Origin of the sequence: Cellvibrio sp. UBA7661, from assembly GCA_002483365.1 — a bacterium.
In the GTDB taxonomy this organism is placed as follows: domain Bacteria; phylum Pseudomonadota; class Gammaproteobacteria; order Pseudomonadales; family Cellvibrionaceae; genus Cellvibrio.
The window spans coordinates 96,576-112,038 of the sequence record DLHT01000014.1 but is presented as its reverse complement, the minus strand read 5'-3'; the positions used below and the strand labels follow the sequence as shown (position 1 = coordinate 112,038).

The following is a 15,463-nucleotide window of genomic DNA, read 5'->3' as shown; positions in this document are numbered from 1 at the left end:
TCCGAGAGCCGGATGCGGGAAATCTGCACGTCCGGTTCGATGAGCGGGGGCTGGAAACGTGAGCAAGGTAGAAGGAGTGTCACCTGCATTAAATCGAAAGAGCAGGAGTAGGAAGCCACTACCTAAACTCGGCGCGCCAGTCTTCGACTCTACCGATATCTGCCAGTAATAGTGTTTTCCATGTGATCAAAAATCAACAATCAGTGTTCGCTCTGTTTGTGTTCTGTGTATAAATCAACATTCATCAGCGTTGTTATTAACAGCGCTGATTTTTCTTAACGTCTCCACTGTTAAATTTTCCTGCGTAAAAAACAGCACGCCATCAAATTGACCTGCATCAATTGGTGCATTTCCTATTTTTATTGTTTTCATTTCAACAGATGTGACCTGATTTTTAGGCTGCAGTGTATTTTTCATACTCATTTTTGCATTTTCCACTCAATTTTCATTTTGTAATTTCTGTTCTTTTACTCTCTTTAACAGCTCTTTTTGAATCTGGCCTGATGTTTGCTCTTTGGTGAGTTACATGAGTCATATTTGTTAATTTAACGTTAATAGCTTGTTTACCGGAGAGAGAAATATGTTAAGGCCATCCAAAAACGGGTTGGGTATTTTGGTAGTGGGTGCGGCCAGTTTATGGATTGCATCTGTACCCGTATCGGTATCCGCACATCACGCATTTTCTGCAGAGTTTGATGCACAAAAACCGTTTGAGTTAAGTGGCAAAGTCACAAAAGGCAAATGGGTGAATCCTCACAGCTGGGTATATGTAGATGTAAAAAACGCTGATGGCACAGTGACCAATTGGGGTTTTGAATTTGGTTCGCCGTTTGCGTTAAAACAAAAAGGCTTGACCAAAGCAACGCTGCCCGCGGGCACTGAAGTAACTGTGAAAGGTTATCTTGCTAAAGATGGCCAAAGCTTTGGTTATTCCACCAGCATCACTTTGCCGGATGGCCGGGTATTCCAAACTGGCGGCGCGCAGGACGCCCCCACAACACCGTCGCGCCCTGCAGGTAATTAATGATGAATTTGGAGCTTGATGTGCAAGGTTTTTATCGAAAAAGTTTTTTCAATCACACCCAGCCTTCATCAAAATGGATGGCGGTTTTTCTGTGGTTAGTGATTGTGCTGCTGGTTGTTGCATCGCTTACCTTGGGTGTGCAATCGGCAAGCGCGGCTGAAAAAATTCCGCGCTTGAATGGCAAGCCGGATTTTTCCGGTATATGGCAAACCACGAGCGCAGCGGATTACGATTTGGAGCCGCACTCAGCGCGCATTGATGCACCACCGGGGCCGGGGGTAGTGGATGGCGGTGAAATTCCTTACAAGCCTGAAGCCTTGGCGAAACGCAAACAAAACTTTGAAAACCGTTTTAAAGCCGACCCGCGTTTGAAAGGTTGGACGTTGGGTGTACCGCGTGGAATTTATTATCCCGAGCCGCTGCAAATTTTCCAGCGTGAACGCGACATCACCATCATCCATCAATTTGGCCACTCCATTCGCACCATCCATACCAATGGCACCGATCATCCACGCGATCCCAACGATTGGTGGCTGGGCGATTCGCGCGCTAAATGGGAGGGGAATACATTAGTGGTGGATGTAAAACACTTTAATGAGGAAACCTGGCTGGATCGCTCAGGCAATTATCACAGTGATGCCTTGCACGTAGTTGAGCGCTGGACATTGATCGATGCGAATACGATTGAATACAAAGCGCGCATCAGCGATGAAAAAGTGTTTACCCGCCCATGGGATATCACTGTGTTCCTGCATCGTCACCGCGAGCCGAATTTTCAATTGGTTGAGGATTATCGGTTTACGCTCGATTACGACCAATATTATCCCTATCCCGCTGAACGCGCTCCCAAAGCGCAGCCCAAGTAGATATTGCAGGTGTGCATCATGAACAGAAAAAATTTATCTGAGAAAACTAAACCGGCGCGCAAAACAATACAGATACACAAAAAAATACAGCTAGGCAAAGCAATCAAGGTAGTTATTCTTAGCGGGATTGCTACAGCACTGCTGGCGCAAACAGCCTTTGCCAATTACGAGCGCTGGGAAGCGGAGCGCGCGCAATTTCCAAAATTTGAACGTGAAAAAACTGTTTATAAAGTCAGCCAAGGAAAATGGACGGGAACGCGTTTACGTGACGGCCAACCGGATGTGCAAGGCCACTGGTCGAATACTATTTCCAATCACACTAATTTTACTGACCCGCAGGGGGCAACTCCCGGCGAACCACCGCGTACTCCATTAGGGCCGCGTGAATCCCGCGCACCCAGCCGGGTTGTTGACCCTGCAGACGGGCAGGTGCCTTATCAACCCTGGGCGCGTGAATTACAGCAAGAATATTTGAAAAATTTCAGTGAGCCGGTGAAGCCGGAATATGTAGAACCTTTGGCTCGCTGTGCGCCGGGAGGACCATCCAAATCGTTTATGTGGCACGGCTATGAGATACGTCAGTATCCCGGATATGTGTTGTTCCTGTTTGATTCAGGTTCGCGGATTATTCATTTGGTAAAAAAGGGTGAGTTGGATAAAAAACCGCATCTGGATCAAAAAATCCGTTTATGGAATGGTGATTCACGCGGTTATTGGGAAGGTAATACCCTGCATGTTGAGGTGCGCAATAACAATTCCAAATCGCGTTTTGGTCGCACAGGGGAATTCTCCGGTACAGAAACAACAGTAGTAGAAAAATTGATTTTTGAAGATAAAGGCGAGCGTTATTTATATTCCGCAACCTATACCGATCCTACTGTATTTACGCGCCCCTGGACTTTGGAAATACCGGCGCGACGCGTAGAAAATTTTTCTGAAGATGGCTGGAATAACCAATTAGGTATTGCAAACCATAAAGGCAAAAAATTATTACTGGAGCCTTATGAACAAATTTGTACGGAAAATAATGGAGGTTTTGGTGGCGGTGCAGTAATTGGTGCGGGTAATTCAACTCCTATTTATTAACCCTCTGTGGGCAAAAGAAAAATTCTTATCTAACCATTAATCAGTAAATAATCAGGAAATAAATATTTATGAATCGTGCAGCCAGTGTTATTCCATTTTTAAAAGCAAAAAACCTGTTAAGCCTAGCCGCCGCTGTTTTTTTGGTGGGCTTTCCTATTTTGTGGGGCATTTTTGGTACACACCATGCGCGCTTTACTAATTTTGTACGACATCCTGTTGAGATCCTGCGCTATGCCAGGGGGCTGCTGACAAACAATGGGCTATTAAGTTTTTCTGTTATTTGTACAGCGAGATAAAAAATAGCGAGATAAAAAGCGGGATAAAAAACACCAGAAAAAAATAGGCGACGCCATTTGGCCTCGCTTATTTTTTTACATTGCCAATTTTACTTTCCTTATAAACTTCTCCTTGTTTAAACAACCGTGCTTCCCCCGGTTGGTAAAGCGTCCACTGTTCGTTTGCGGTTAATGGTTTGGTGGCAATCACCACCATTTGGTCGTCGTGATTGTTGTGCTGGCTCAAATCCAATGACAATTCCCGATCAATCAGTGTCACCCGTGTGAAGGGATATTGTCGCTGCACATAGGCGAGGTGGGTTGAGCAGTAGGTGTACATCCATTCGCCGTTGGACAAAATAATATTGAATGTACCAAATGCTGCAATTATCTCGCTTAAATGGTTGAGCCACTGAAATAGATCATCAATGCTATCGGCTCCATAGGGAAAATGACGTTTTAATTCTTGCAATAAAAAGCAAAACGCCAATTCGCTATCGGTATCGCCCTCTGGTTGAAACTCATCATCCAATGGTGGATTGAAACCCTTTAAATCGCCGTTGTGACAAAACAGCCAATCCTGTTGCCAAAGGTTGCGTTGGAATGGATGGCAGTTTCTGGGTTTCACTGCACCAACAGTGGCTTTACGGATATGGGCAATAATTGTGTTGGATTTTATATCGGTTTTTTGAATGCTTTCTGCCAGCGGTGATTCGGCAGCGGGTGATTCATCCAGAAAAACTTGCGCTTGCTGATTGCGATAAAATGCAAGCCCCCAACCATCTTTATGGTCATCTGTTAAACCACCACGCGCACGAAAGCCTTCAAATGAAAAGCCAATACTTGCCGGTTGTTTACAGCTCATTCCCAATAACTGGCACATAGTAATTCCGGATTTTCCTATGCAAGATTAACTTGCCAAACGTGAAGGTTGTACATAGCCGGTCAGTTGTCTGGTTGAGTAGGCGACCAAAGGATGGCGCTCTGATTCATCCAGGTTTGCAACCAGTATTTGCAATTTCTCCATAAAATTATGTTCACGGTCTAGTTGGCTTGCGAGTCTTGTGTTGGCAAAAACATAGTCAGATACCAGTGGTAACCCTTGTAGTAGTAACTGTTGAAGTAGTGACCAATCTTCCAGCGTTTCCAGATGTATACCAATACGATAGTGACGTTCGCGGTAATTGCTTAACGCTTGTTGGAAATGCGCAAGGTTTACTTCATCAACAAGCTTGGTATGTAATATCACCCGCTCCGGATTAAGCCCGCAATCGCTCAATATTTTCTCGAAAGTTTTACCGTGTTCATGGGGAACACTCAATATATGCCTCGCCTGTACATGAAGTGCCAGTACACCTTTGAAACCATCGTGCTGTTGTAAATAATTCAGCGAGTGAAGTGTTCTTACCAATCTATCCAGATGCACAACTTCTTCGGTGCTTTCCAGTGAATTTACAATGGCATCTATATTCAACACATTGCCCGTGGTAGAGCGCACAAATAAATCTGCGTAATGGCCAATCAGTTGGTCATTATCAAAACCCTTGATGTCTGCAAACTGGCTACCTAAAACCAAATTACCAAAGCGGGCGCGATACTGGTTATCTACTTTAAATAAACCGGTTTTAGGCAGTTCATTAAGACGCGCCTGTGTTTGCAGTTGGTCATTGAAGTAGTGCATTAATTCTGTAAGTGGCATAGCAAAATTCTTGGATATTTTTAATGGGAGCGTTATAGAGCGGCATCTTAAAGAGGAATCAAAAAACTATAAAATAATTAAATATTCCTAGCTTATAACAAGCCTGAAATTGAAAGCCTGATTATAAGGTTATAGAGATATGTTCTTTCACATTGTTTATAGCCGTCACTATAGTTGTCCTCAATTCACAAACAACGCATTCCGTTTTCATAGAAAGATGGTAACGGCTGTAATCAGTTGTCGGTGGTGTTTAAAAATAAACACTTGATTGAGGAAAGTGTTATGACAGTAATCCAATTAACCAATGCTGTTGATAATTCAACACCTAATGGCACTTCAAATGCCGCAAGGGAATTACCCGGGATTTTGAAGGCGACCTTGATGAGCAGTAGCGGCGCGGTGCGGTAAGTGGTTGGCGTCAGCGTGGCCTGCCTTGGGTGCAGGATTAATCAGAAAAATTCAGAAAAATAAAGAAGAGAAGAGTTAGTTATCCATGAGTCATCAACAACATCACGAATTAATATCGGTTACCTGGGAGCTGGATACTATTGTGCAGGAATTGCGCAATGCCCGTAACCATTAACGGGGATTGATATTCACCCCGGTGCAGAAATCGGGCGTGTTTTTTTTATCGACCATGGCACCGGCGTGGTGATCGGTGAAACTGCAGTGATTGGTGAGCGTGTGAGGATTTATCAAGCCGTCACCTTGGGTGCTAAAACATTTCCCACCGATGACAAAGGCCATTTACAAAAGGGTATACCGCGTCACCCGATTGTTGAGGATGATGTGGTGATTTATGCGGGGGCTACGGTGTTAGGGCGCATCACCATCGGTAAAGGTTCGATTATTGGCGGCAATGTATGGCTCACGCGCAGTGTGCCCCCCTGGTTCCAGTATCACCCAAGCCAGTTCGCGCCAACAATTGCTGATGCGGTAGGTTTAGGTGCGGCGCTGGATTATGTGGATAGCGTTGGCTTGTCCCGAAAGCGCTAGCTAACGGGACTTGGTTAAACTGTAAAACCTATCCTCGGTTTTGTTGCATGAAACCGGTGGATACAGATTCGATACGTTCTATGAATTCCCTTACTTGATTGCCGAAAATTCGGTAGCAGTTAAGAAGGTTGATTCAACCCCCGCGACTATCGGTCCATTTGCTTCACTTTCTGAACGGACTTTTATCCATTCCGGATCAGCAGAAAATGCTTTCCACGCAGCTTCTGCGGCAGCGCGATTCTTATACTTCAAAATGTAATACAGCTTATCTCCATTTTTTTGTTCGGTCGGCAACCAGTAGCCGACATTTACCATGCCGTGGCGCTCAAAAAGGGCAGTGGTGTGGTTTTTAAAACGTGTTAACAGATCCGGCATTTTTCCCGGATGAGTGGTGTAAACACGCAATTCAAAAACAGGCGTGTCCTCGGCCGCGAGCACAGGTGTCATCGCAAAAATACTGAACAAGGCCATTAACGCAAACATTATTTTTTTCATGGAATCGTAGACTCGTGTAAATAAAATAGGATAGAAAACGGTTTAAAACACAGCTGCGAAATAACTTCGTGCCCGTATTTATACTAGCAACATACAGTTGCTGTTATGCTTGCCGCCACAGATCCCGACATGATTTTACTTTTCTTGACAGTGGTAAATACCCATTTTAAAGATTCATTTTACATGCAACTATAAAAGATGCAAAATAAATGAATCTTTAAGTTGATGCGAATCAAATAGCCGAAAAAGTAACCTTTATGCGCGTAACTGCAAAGCCCTACGCGTCTATAAAGATTGTAATGATGGATAATCGGGTACCAGTTGTTGCCACAGACGTTGAGAGAAAAATCGTGATCAAAACATTATTTGCTTATCCGTTCCGACTATTTTTCTTGCTGGTTGGGCTTTATGGCTTTGCGATTGTGCTTGCTTGGGTGGCATTCCTATTCGGAGGCTTGGGCCTGCCTGTAGGCTGGTCGCCACTGCATTGGCATAGTCATGAGATGCTTTTTGGATTTACAACTGCCGCAATTGCGGGATTTATTCTCACCGCTATTTGCAATTGGACAGGTGCACCGCCAGTGCAGGGCAAGATGTTGTTGCTGTTGGTTGCTGCCTGGGTATCCGGGCGGATCGCGATGTGGTTGTCCAGTTATTTACCGCTGCCCTTGGTCGCTGCTCTGGACATGCTGTTTTTATTGGCCTTGGCCGCGCTGGTGTTGCAGATATTGGTTCGTCACGGTAACCGCCGCAATATGCCGCTGGGTGGGATGATCTTGTTGCTTGCGGTGGCCAACTTGCTCATGCATATCGGGTTCAATACGGGCATAACGGCCTGTTTACAGCACGGACAAGCATTGGCGATGGGGTTGCTCACGTTAATTATGTTAGTGATTGGCGGCCGCATTATTCCGCTGTTCACCAGCAACTGGTTTCGCAATCATGGAGTATCGGCAACGGTTATTGTGCGTCCGGTGTTGGATCGCGCGGCTATTGCTGCAACGGCGTTGTTGATTCCTGCAGAGTGGATTGCTTACCCATGGTTAACCGGCGTGTTGGCATTAGTGGCAGCTGTACTGAATGGATGGCGCTTGTGTGGCTGGAAAGGCTGGAATAGCTGGCGTGAGCCGTTATTGTGGGTGTTGCATGTGGGTTACGCCTGGGTTGTGGTTGCGCTTTTGCTAAAAGGGTTAAGTGCATTTGAATTGGTGACACCTGCAAGCTGGCAACATGCTTTGGGTGCAGGAGCAATGGGAACATTAATTTTGGGTGTGATGACCCGCGTTGCGTTAGGGCATACCGGCCGGCCGCTTACGCTACCTGCATTTGGCTGGCTGATGTACGCCAGTATTACCTTGGCGGCCGTGTGCCGTGTTGGGGCTGCTCTGGGATGTTTTGATTATCAACTGGGTGTGATGATCGCTGCGGCGGGATGGTGCTTTGCATTCAGTCTGTTTGTGGTTATCTACTGGCCGATATTTAGTCGCCCGAGAATAGATGGTCGTCCCGGTTAAAGTGAACTGCAACGGGTAAAAATGGCGGCGTGAGTTGATCCGTATTTTGCAAGTGTCGGTGTAGAAGTGTCAGTCATGCTGACACTTCTACTGTGCATCCGATCAAATGTGTGACCGATCAAGTAAGGTATAGGCGATCAAATTGGTGGGATTACTGTAACGTCAGGCTGCCTTGCATGATGGCGTTATGACCGGGGTAAGAACAAAAGAAAGTATAGGGTACGCCTGCACTGAGTTTACTGACGGGAAAGGTCACTGATGTTGTTTCTCCTCCACCAATCAGCGGCGTTGATGCAATTACCCGTGCATCTCCTGGTTTTAAATAGTTGTTGTCCAATCCTGCGGCTATACCTTCGGAAGCGATCGCTTGTTTATCGTCGGTTTTGCTCAAAACCCAATTATGTCCCATCACATTTTTAGGCAATTTACCTGCGTGAGTTAAGGTGACGGTAAATTCTTTGCAGCTTGCATTCACTGTGATTGCTTTAGTGTCATATTGCATTGCATCTGTTGAGGAGATGGCCACGCTGCATTCATTTGCCATTGCTCCACTGGCAATCGTGGAAAGTAAAAATACTAAGAGCGATTTTGATTTCATTGGATAGTCTCCGGTCGGTTTATATAAAATTTATATCCATGCAAACAGTATTTGTGCGCTTGGATATTTCTCATCAATCATCAGTAAAAAAATCAGAAAAAAATTAGTGAAAAAATCAATAAAGAAATTAATCAATAGCACGAATTAATTGACGGGTTTTCCCAATTGCTTCAACGCATTAAGGCGGATGATGTAACTGATTTTGAAAAATGTGGGAAAAATAATCAGGCCAACATGCAAGATTGCCTGGGTGGGAATGGTGAGTATGAGGTTTGATCCGTAAGTAACGTATACAATCAATAACGATAGGCTCAGAGTCGCGGCCATTGTGCAGTGTGCATAGTTCAACATCGCTTTTGGATTCATAAACTAACCTCTTGTTGTCATACCTGTTCGTTCATCTTAATTTCTAAAGACGATCCAAATACTGATTTGCTTGCCGCATAAAATCATCAATTACTGTTGCGGCTGATTTGATTTTCCTGACATTTGCGCAGCCTTGGCCTGCGTAAAGCGCCATAGAGGCGAGATCGCCTGTTGCGCCTTTAAGCGGTGAATCAGTAGAGAATGGATAAATTGCTGCACCATCCTGTTCGCCAATAGCACGATCAGGAAAATGCTTGTAATCGTGGTAAGGATTTTCGGTGATGGCATTTTTCAGCACGCGGACTGCAGCTTTGACGGGCCAATTGCGATGGAAGTCATAACAGAGCAGGGTGTCGGCCGCTTTTGCGCGGATAATTTTTTCTTTGTGAAAATCGTGCGCGTTGGATTCTTCGGTGGCCAAAAAAAGTGTGCCGCAACTTACGCCCTGCGCACCTAAAGCGAGTGCCGCCACAAGGCCTTGTCCTGTGGTGATTCCGCCCGATGCAACAACCGGTACAGGGCTCAATGCGCTTATTTCCGGCAATAAGCCAAACAGTGAAGTATCGCCACGCACATGGCCGCCAGCTTCAACGCCCTGCGCAATTAAAACACTGGCGCCAGCTTCAAGCGCTAATTCGGCATCTTTTTTACTGCCCACCTGATGCATTACCGTTATGCCGTTATCAATACAGCGGCGGACGATATCTTTATCAACATCCCAAAAGAATGCGAGGTAACGCACACCCAGACTTATGCATTCGGTAATTTGGCGATCCAATAATTCTGCAGGTGTAGCGGCGGGAATCAAATTGACTGCGAAGTGTTTTTTGCTAAGTGAGCGATAGCGGTGAACTTCTTCGCGGATAAATTCCGGTTGTTCGCGCACCATTCCCAAACAAGCAAAACCGCCGGCATTGCTTACCGCAGCCGCCAGTTTATGCCGTGCTACGCCTCCCATGCCTGCGCAGAGAATAGGATATTTACAGCCTAATAAATCGGTGAGCGGTGTATACAAAGCAGGGTGATACATAGGTGTCAGATAGTGTCTATGGCATTGGTTTTATCTTATTGACTATCAATAACATTGAATAATGAATTTAAATGCATTTTAATATCAAAAAAATTGGTATTAAATCGATGGATATTGAACTGGCAAAAACATTTCTGGATATCGCGCGTTCCGGCAGCTTTATTGCAACGGCGGAGCGGTTGCACGTCACCCAAACAACAGTGACGGCGCGCATAAAAAATTTGGAGGCGCAACTTGGTTGTCAATTGTTTGTGCGTAACCGCGCTGGTGCATCCCTGACACCGGAAGGCGAGCGTTTTGTCAGTTACGCGATGCAGATTGTCCAGCTGTGGGGAAAAGCAAAGTTTGATGTGCCCTTACCAGAGGCCAAAACCGAATCCATTTCTGTTGGCGGGGAGTTGGCTTTGTGGAATCCGCTGCTGCTGAATTGGATATCCGATTTGCGCTCCAGTTACGGTGCCCTGGCTATTCAAGTCGAGACGGGTGAAGCCAGTTCGCTAATTAGTCGTGTCAGTCACGGTGTACTGGATGTTGCGTTGGTGTATCGCCCTGAATATCTTCCTGGATTAAAAATCGAATTATTATTGGAAGAAAAATTGGTGATGGTGTCAGCCGCCATACCTGAACCTTATATTTACGTTGATTGGGGCCCAGTGTACGAACAGCAACACGATTCTGCATTCCCCGGCAAACGCCGCGCAGAAGTGTCAATTGATTTTGGTTTGTTGGCACTTGAATATTTGTTACAACGTTCAGGAACAGGTTACTTTCGTGCGCGAGTTGTACAGCGTTACATTGAAGAAAAAAAATTATTTCCGGTTCCCAATGCCCCTGAATTTACTTACCCGATTTATGCTATCTATCGCGATAGCGATACATCCGCAACAGTTCATAAGGCAATTGAAAATTTGCGTGCAATTTCCCAACAGAAAATTGTGTGGCGCTAAAAGCATTATATTAAGTCAATAAGAGCCAATTTTTATACCAAGCCGCACTGCATTGTTGTAGTGCGGCTTTTTTGTAAAAGTTGCACAAATAAATCAATGTATGCACCGCATAACAAAGGCAGCTCACTGAAAACAGGCAGAAACGCTTATTTTTAGCAGATTGGTTTATAAAGCTACACCATTTTTATATTCAATTTGCGTGGCATACTTTTTGCTCTCCATGTTGATGCTAGTGATTCCATCTGCATCCTTACATTTATTTTGTCTTTATTACATGGAGATTGGTTATGTCAAAACATTTGAGTGTTGCTTCCGCTGCTTTATGTTCGTGTTTGGCTTTAACTGCGCAAGCGGGTCCTATTCCTTACCCCGACGTGGGTTCTGAGGCGAGTGAAAATTCTTTTGTTGCTGCGGCTGATGGTGATATTAGCGCGTACTTTTTTGCCACCGGTGCCAGTTACATCAGCAGGATTGGTTTGTGGATTAATGGAGTATCGACGGGTATTTATGGTTTGCAAAATAATTTATCTGCTTACGGTGATTCTATTGTGTTGGGAACGGCAAGTGCTGGCGATGCACTGATGTTTGAGTTGCAGGTACAAAGTACTAGCTCGTCATGGTATTCAGTTGCCTGGTTTAATTCTGATTCAAAAAATCACACCTATGCCACAGATTTTGGTGGTGACAGTTTGATTCCCATGGGAACTTATGTTGGTTTTGAAGATTTACCAAACCTGGGTGATCTTGATTACAACGATCATCAATTTGTGTTTACTAATATCAGCACCAGTGTGCCTGAACCTTGGTCAATTACATTGTTTGGTTTGGGGCTTGCCGCGCTTGGTGCTGTACGTAGACGCGCCAGCTAACGAAGGCCATTGTTTGGATTTGCAATGTAAAAAGCCCCTGAAAACAGGGGCTTTTTAGGTTTTGATGACGGTTTAGTAATGTTTATAAAGTCGTTGTCTTTTATAAAACATGTGTGCGCTTAATCACGACTACCGTGCAATTTCTACACTTGCCGAAGGCAAGTTAGCCGATGTTGCCGTCAATTTAAGTCCTGTCAATGAATCACCAATTTCAATTAAGGCGCTGGCGATACCATTGCTGGTAACAACTTCTGCAGGGCTGATTAAAGTTGCGCTGCCAGTGACCGAAAAGTTTACGGGAACATTATTACTGCGCAGTGGATCTCCATCGCTATCCACTAATTGCGCATACACAAACACCACATCTTTCACGCCAGCTTGCGGCGCTTTGCCACTGGTATCTACTGACATGCGCAAGCGCGCAGCTTCACCCGGGGTAACGACCTTGTATTCAGCAGCGGCTTTGCCATCGATATAACCAATCGCTTTGAGCTCACCTGCGGCAAATTTATCTACCTTGAAGGTAAACGGTGGATGCTTCAGGTTTTTGCTGTTGTTGTTTTGGTCTGGTGTTTGTTTGGCGATAATTTTTCCATTGAGGATTAATTCCACTTCATCGGTGTTGCTGAACACGCGCACATCCAGTGATGAATGCTCGTTCCATTCGCTCGCGATAAATACCATAGGGCCAGAGGCAAATTTGTCGGAGACTTCATTGGCATCGCGCTGGCTTTGATAAAAGTAGTAACTGTATTTTGGCAAGCGGTCGATACTCATAATACCCGAGCTTTCCAGATCAGGCGCATAGCCGCGGTTGTAATCAAACATCACCCAATAGCCATCGGCAAAAGCGGGGGTATTGAAATTATCGTTGTGCGCTTCCTGAATATTGGATGCTTGTTGCAACAAACGTTTTTCACCATCGCTCAATAATTGGCGGCTACTTCTGTCTGCCTGTAATAAATCGGCCCACGCGGTTTGGTTCAAGCCTGCATTCATTGCGTAGTATTCCCAATCGCCGTATTCACTGACGATATAAGGTTTATTCGGCTCTTTGTAATGCTCCAGGCGATGCTGACGCGCCTGTAAATAAATATCGTAACCATATTCCTGCCAACCGGCAGACATTGATCCCGGATATTCTTCGTGAACAATGTTGGTTAATGAATCGATAAAAGGCTCTGTCATCCAGGATTCGTTGAGCGAACATTCCCACGCCATGACCGATGCATGGTTGCGGTCGCGGCGGATCAGGTCGCGGCAGGTTTGTTGGATCTGTGCCTGAAATGCGGGGTCTTCAGAAAAATATTGCCAACCTAAAATAGAATCCAGCAATACCAAGCCCAATTCATCGGCTGCAGCCATAAAGGCAGGGGAATGCGGGTAGTGCGATAGGCGCACATAATCAAAACCTGCTGATTTTATTTTCACCGCATCGCGGTAATCGGCTGCATCAGAGGTTGCATAACCTACATAAGGATATTCCTGATGGCGGTTCACACCGCGCAAAAATGTTTTTTCACCGTTAATAAATAATTGACCTTCAACCCATTTGAATTCACGGATACCGATGCGAGTGGTTTTTTCATCCACCAGTGAATCGCCTTCATAAACACGCGTCACTAATTGATATAGGTTAGGGGTTTTGGGTGACCACAGGCGCGGTTGCGTTACCGGTAATTCAATAATATTTTCCTGATCGGATTTTCCGGTAATAGAAAGCAGCGGGCTGGTTTGGTCTGCTACTACTTTTTCGCCATCCATCAAGCGCTGTACTACACGGAATTTTTTAGGATCATAGTGAGCGTTATAAACGTGAGTCTGGATTCTCACCATCGCTTGTTCTTTGCTGACTTGCGGATAGGTAACAAAAATACCACCGCTGGCTTTTTTACCGGCGGCGACCGCATCGGTAATATGCAAATCGTTGTTGATTTGCAATTGTACCGAGCGATAAATTCCGCCGTAGGTATTGAAGTCCAGATCTTTTAATGGCTTTGGCCCGGTAATGGGGTTGTCGCGGTTATCCAGACGCACCATTAATTCGTTTGGTGAATCCCATTTTAATTTTTCGGTGAGATTGACCGTAAAAGGCAAATAGCCGCCGACATGTGTGGTGAGTTTTTCACCGTTAAGCCATGCCTCTGCCACATTCATGGCCGCTTCAAATTTCAGTGCGATTTGTTTTTCTTTCCAGCCAGCTTCCGGGGTGATGATTTTTTTGTACCAGGCATCGCCCTGGAATTGTTCATTCACAACAAGCGGTTCAATTTTAGGTGTGTGAGGAATTTGTATGGTTTGCCAATCCTGATGTTGTTGGGCGGTGGCTAAATCCAATGCGTTGTCACTGCGGAAAAATTGCCAACCGGTATTGTAAGGTTGGTCATTGGCTGCAATCGCTGCAAGGCGAGGATCGGGTGTAGGTGAACAGGCGGTTATGAATCCGCACAGTGCCAAACCCGTCAACCCGGCTCGCAGGCGATGGAGCGGAAGCAGGTTTTCCCCTAATAATTTTTTTACGATGCTGTTCATATAGCTCTCACTTGTCGATCTTGTTAAGTGTATTTTTTATTTGTAATTTGCCGAGAAAAATAAAAAAGCGGGTAGGGCATTGTTACGTTTTGTTGCGTCAAAAAAACTGGCATTTTCCCAGTGCGAGCCTTTGCCCCATAAAGTGGTGCAACGGGTGCTGACCCATGCTGGCTCCCAGTATATAACTCCTGAGCCACCGGCGGTTTTGACCAATTGGGTCAATGCTACCAGATACATCACCTGGCCTTTCGGTGTCGCAGGAAAGTCTGGCTGTACCGCTTGCTTGCCTAATACATTGCTGGCTTTGTCAAAATTCTCCAGCGTCCAGGGGTAGGCGGTTTCGACAATCATAACCTCTTTGCCGTAAATGCCTTTTAATTTTTTAATCGCATCGGGTAATTGGGGCAGGGTGTAAGTAGACCACTGCGGATAATACGAGAGCCCGATAATATCAAAATCAGTCACGCCGTTTTCACTGGCTTGTTTAAACCACCAGAGTGCATTTTCCGGTTGGGCGATATGTAAAATGATCTTGATATTTTTTTCGCTCGCCAGACTGTAATCGCGCACGGCTTTTATGCCACTGTTTAATAAGGTGGCGTTGCGCTGCCAATCCGGAATGCCGTTAACAATACTGGCTTCCTGTTGCAATATTTCAATATTGGTTTCATTGCCGACTTGCACCATATCCGGCAACAGATTTTTTTTATCCAGCGCCGATAGCGTATTGGTTGTGTAATCGTAGAGTGCTTTGGCTAATTCGTTGGTGTCGGTGATATGCGCCCAGGTTTTTGGGATAAATTGTTTTTCCGGATCTGTCCAGGTATCTGAGTAATGAAAATCCAGCAAGGTTTTCATGTTGTTATCTTTGGCGCGCTGCAGCGTTTTGCTGACATCGTCCAAGTTTGAATACTTTGTCCATTGTGCGTTATGCCATAAGCGGACGCGCACAAGGTTGGCTCCTTTAGTGGCAAAGAGTGTAAATGGATCTACTTTTTTATTTTTATCCCGATACACCGCACCGCAATCTTCCATTTCATTAACGTAGGATAAATCAGCACCCACATAAAAAGGCTGCGTAGCCCAACTGCAAGCCGATATGAGTGTGCATACAAATAAAAATGTTGTTAGCCAGTTTTTCATAAGCATACTTTTTATTAGGAATA

17 protein-coding genes and 1 pseudogene are annotated in these 15,463 nt (G+C 45.2%); 9 read left to right on the top strand and 9 right to left on the bottom strand.

The window, feature by feature from the left end; genetic code table 11:
- Nucleotides 1–234: 234 nt before the first annotated feature.
- Complete coding sequence (locus tag B2739_RS12125) at nucleotides 235–438, bottom strand: hypothetical protein (protein WP_331346116.1); 204 nt, start codon at nucleotides 436–438, stop codon at nucleotides 235–237.
- Nucleotides 439–580: 142 nt separating this feature from the next.
- Here B2739_RS12125 and B2739_RS12120 point away from each other — a divergent pair, with 142 nt between their 5' ends.
- The 4 genes from B2739_RS12120 (at nucleotide 581) to B2739_RS12105 (ending at nucleotide 3,272) form a co-directional block, all read left to right on the top strand.
- Nucleotides 581–1,024, top strand: coding sequence for a DUF6152 family protein (locus tag B2739_RS12120; protein WP_331346115.1), 444 nt, complete (start codon nucleotides 581–583; stop codon nucleotides 1,022–1,024).
- Nucleotides 1,024–1,890 (top strand): hypothetical protein, encoded by an 867-nt coding sequence (locus B2739_RS12115; RefSeq protein ID WP_331346114.1) that lies wholly within the window; start codon nucleotides 1,024–1,026, stop codon nucleotides 1,888–1,890. The genes B2739_RS12120 and B2739_RS12115 overlap by 1 nt, the downstream gene beginning before the upstream one ends.
- Nucleotides 1,891–1,908: 18 nt before the next feature.
- Nucleotides 1,909–2,976, top strand: a complete 1,068-nt coding sequence (locus B2739_RS12110) for a hypothetical protein (protein ID WP_331346113.1) — start codon at nucleotides 1,909–1,911, stop codon at nucleotides 2,974–2,976.
- Between the two features lie 68 nt (nucleotides 2,977–3,044).
- Nucleotides 3,045–3,272 (top strand): hypothetical protein, encoded by a 228-nt coding sequence (locus B2739_RS12105; protein ID WP_331346112.1) that lies wholly within the window; start codon nucleotides 3,045–3,047, stop codon nucleotides 3,270–3,272.
- A 67-nt stretch (nucleotides 3,273–3,339) separates the two neighbouring features.
- Here the strand turns inward: B2739_RS12105 and B2739_RS12100 are convergent, their stop codons facing one another.
- Both B2739_RS12100 and B2739_RS12095 read right to left on the bottom strand, forming a co-directional pair.
- On the bottom strand, nucleotides 3,340–4,134 hold the full coding sequence (locus B2739_RS12100) for a class II glutamine amidotransferase (RefSeq protein WP_331346111.1): 795 nt from the start codon (nucleotides 4,132–4,134) through the stop codon (nucleotides 3,340–3,342).
- A 27-nt stretch (nucleotides 4,135–4,161) separates the two neighbouring features.
- Nucleotides 4,162–4,950: a hypothetical protein gene (locus B2739_RS12095; RefSeq protein ID WP_331346110.1), complete on the bottom strand. Its 789-nt coding sequence runs from the start codon at nucleotides 4,948–4,950 to the stop codon at nucleotides 4,162–4,164.
- Between the two features lie 282 nt (nucleotides 4,951–5,232).
- Between B2739_RS12095 and B2739_RS12090 the strand changes: the two genes are divergently transcribed.
- Both B2739_RS12090 and B2739_RS12085 read left to right on the top strand, forming a co-directional pair.
- The gene (locus tag B2739_RS12090; RefSeq protein ID WP_331346109.1) at nucleotides 5,233–5,358 is read left to right on the top strand and encodes a hypothetical protein; all 126 of its coding nucleotides are present in this window, start codon (nucleotides 5,233–5,235) and stop codon (nucleotides 5,356–5,358) included.
- A gap of 174 nt (nucleotides 5,359–5,532) precedes the next feature.
- A pseudogene (locus tag B2739_RS12085) lies at nucleotides 5,533–5,890 on the top strand (serine O-acetyltransferase); the annotation flags it as partial.
- Between the two features lie 146 nt (nucleotides 5,891–6,036).
- Here B2739_RS12085 and B2739_RS12080 read toward each other — a convergent pair.
- On the bottom strand, nucleotides 6,037–6,441 hold the full coding sequence (locus B2739_RS12080; protein WP_331346107.1) for an NIPSNAP family protein: 405 nt from the start codon (nucleotides 6,439–6,441) through the stop codon (nucleotides 6,037–6,039).
- Between the two features lie 350 nt (nucleotides 6,442–6,791).
- Here B2739_RS12080 and B2739_RS12075 point away from each other — a divergent pair, with 350 nt between their 5' ends.
- Nucleotides 6,792–7,955: an NnrS family protein gene (locus tag B2739_RS12075; protein ID WP_331346106.1), complete on the top strand. Its 1,164-nt coding sequence runs from the start codon at nucleotides 6,792–6,794 to the stop codon at nucleotides 7,953–7,955.
- Between the two features lie 151 nt (nucleotides 7,956–8,106).
- Here B2739_RS12075 and azu read toward each other — a convergent pair whose 3' ends face one another.
- The 3 genes from azu to B2739_RS12060 all read right to left on the bottom strand — a co-directional run bounded on the left by azu (nucleotide 8,107) and on the right by B2739_RS12060 (nucleotide 9,949).
- Nucleotides 8,107–8,553, bottom strand: a complete 447-nt coding sequence (gene azu, locus B2739_RS12070; RefSeq protein WP_331346105.1) for an azurin — start codon at nucleotides 8,551–8,553, stop codon at nucleotides 8,107–8,109.
- 144 nt (nucleotides 8,554–8,697) lie between these two features.
- A complete protein-coding gene (locus B2739_RS12065; RefSeq protein ID WP_049629510.1) occupies nucleotides 8,698–8,919 on the bottom strand; it encodes a hypothetical protein in 222 nt (73 codons plus the stop codon).
- 43 nt (nucleotides 8,920–8,962) lie between these two features.
- Nucleotides 8,963–9,949 (bottom strand): nitronate monooxygenase, encoded by a 987-nt coding sequence (locus tag B2739_RS12060; RefSeq protein ID WP_331346104.1) that lies wholly within the window; start codon nucleotides 9,947–9,949, stop codon nucleotides 8,963–8,965.
- 71 nt (nucleotides 9,950–10,020) lie between these two features.
- On the opposite strand from B2739_RS12060, the gene B2739_RS12055 reads away from it, so the two are divergent.
- Both B2739_RS12055 and B2739_RS12050 read left to right on the top strand, forming a co-directional pair.
- Nucleotides 10,021–10,896, top strand: coding sequence for a LysR family transcriptional regulator (locus tag B2739_RS12055; RefSeq protein ID WP_331346103.1), 876 nt, complete (start codon nucleotides 10,021–10,023; stop codon nucleotides 10,894–10,896).
- A gap of 287 nt (nucleotides 10,897–11,183) precedes the next feature.
- Nucleotides 11,184–11,765 carry a DUF4114 domain-containing protein gene (locus B2739_RS12050; RefSeq protein WP_331346102.1) on the top strand — a complete coding sequence of 194 codons (582 nt, stop codon included), beginning with the start codon at nucleotides 11,184–11,186 and terminating at the stop codon, nucleotides 11,763–11,765.
- A gap of 129 nt (nucleotides 11,766–11,894) precedes the next feature.
- Here the strand turns inward: B2739_RS12050 and B2739_RS12045 are convergent, their stop codons facing one another.
- Nucleotides 11,895–14,297: a glycoside hydrolase family 2 TIM barrel-domain containing protein gene (locus B2739_RS12045; RefSeq protein ID WP_331346101.1), complete on the bottom strand. Its 2,403-nt coding sequence runs from the start codon at nucleotides 14,295–14,297 to the stop codon at nucleotides 11,895–11,897.
- Nucleotides 14,298–14,333: 36 nt separating this feature from the next.
- A complete protein-coding gene (locus B2739_RS12040; RefSeq protein ID WP_331346100.1) occupies nucleotides 14,334–15,440 on the bottom strand; it encodes an arabinogalactan endo-1,4-beta-galactosidase in 1,107 nt (368 codons plus the stop codon).
- Between the last annotated feature and the right edge of the window lie 23 nt (nucleotides 15,441–15,463).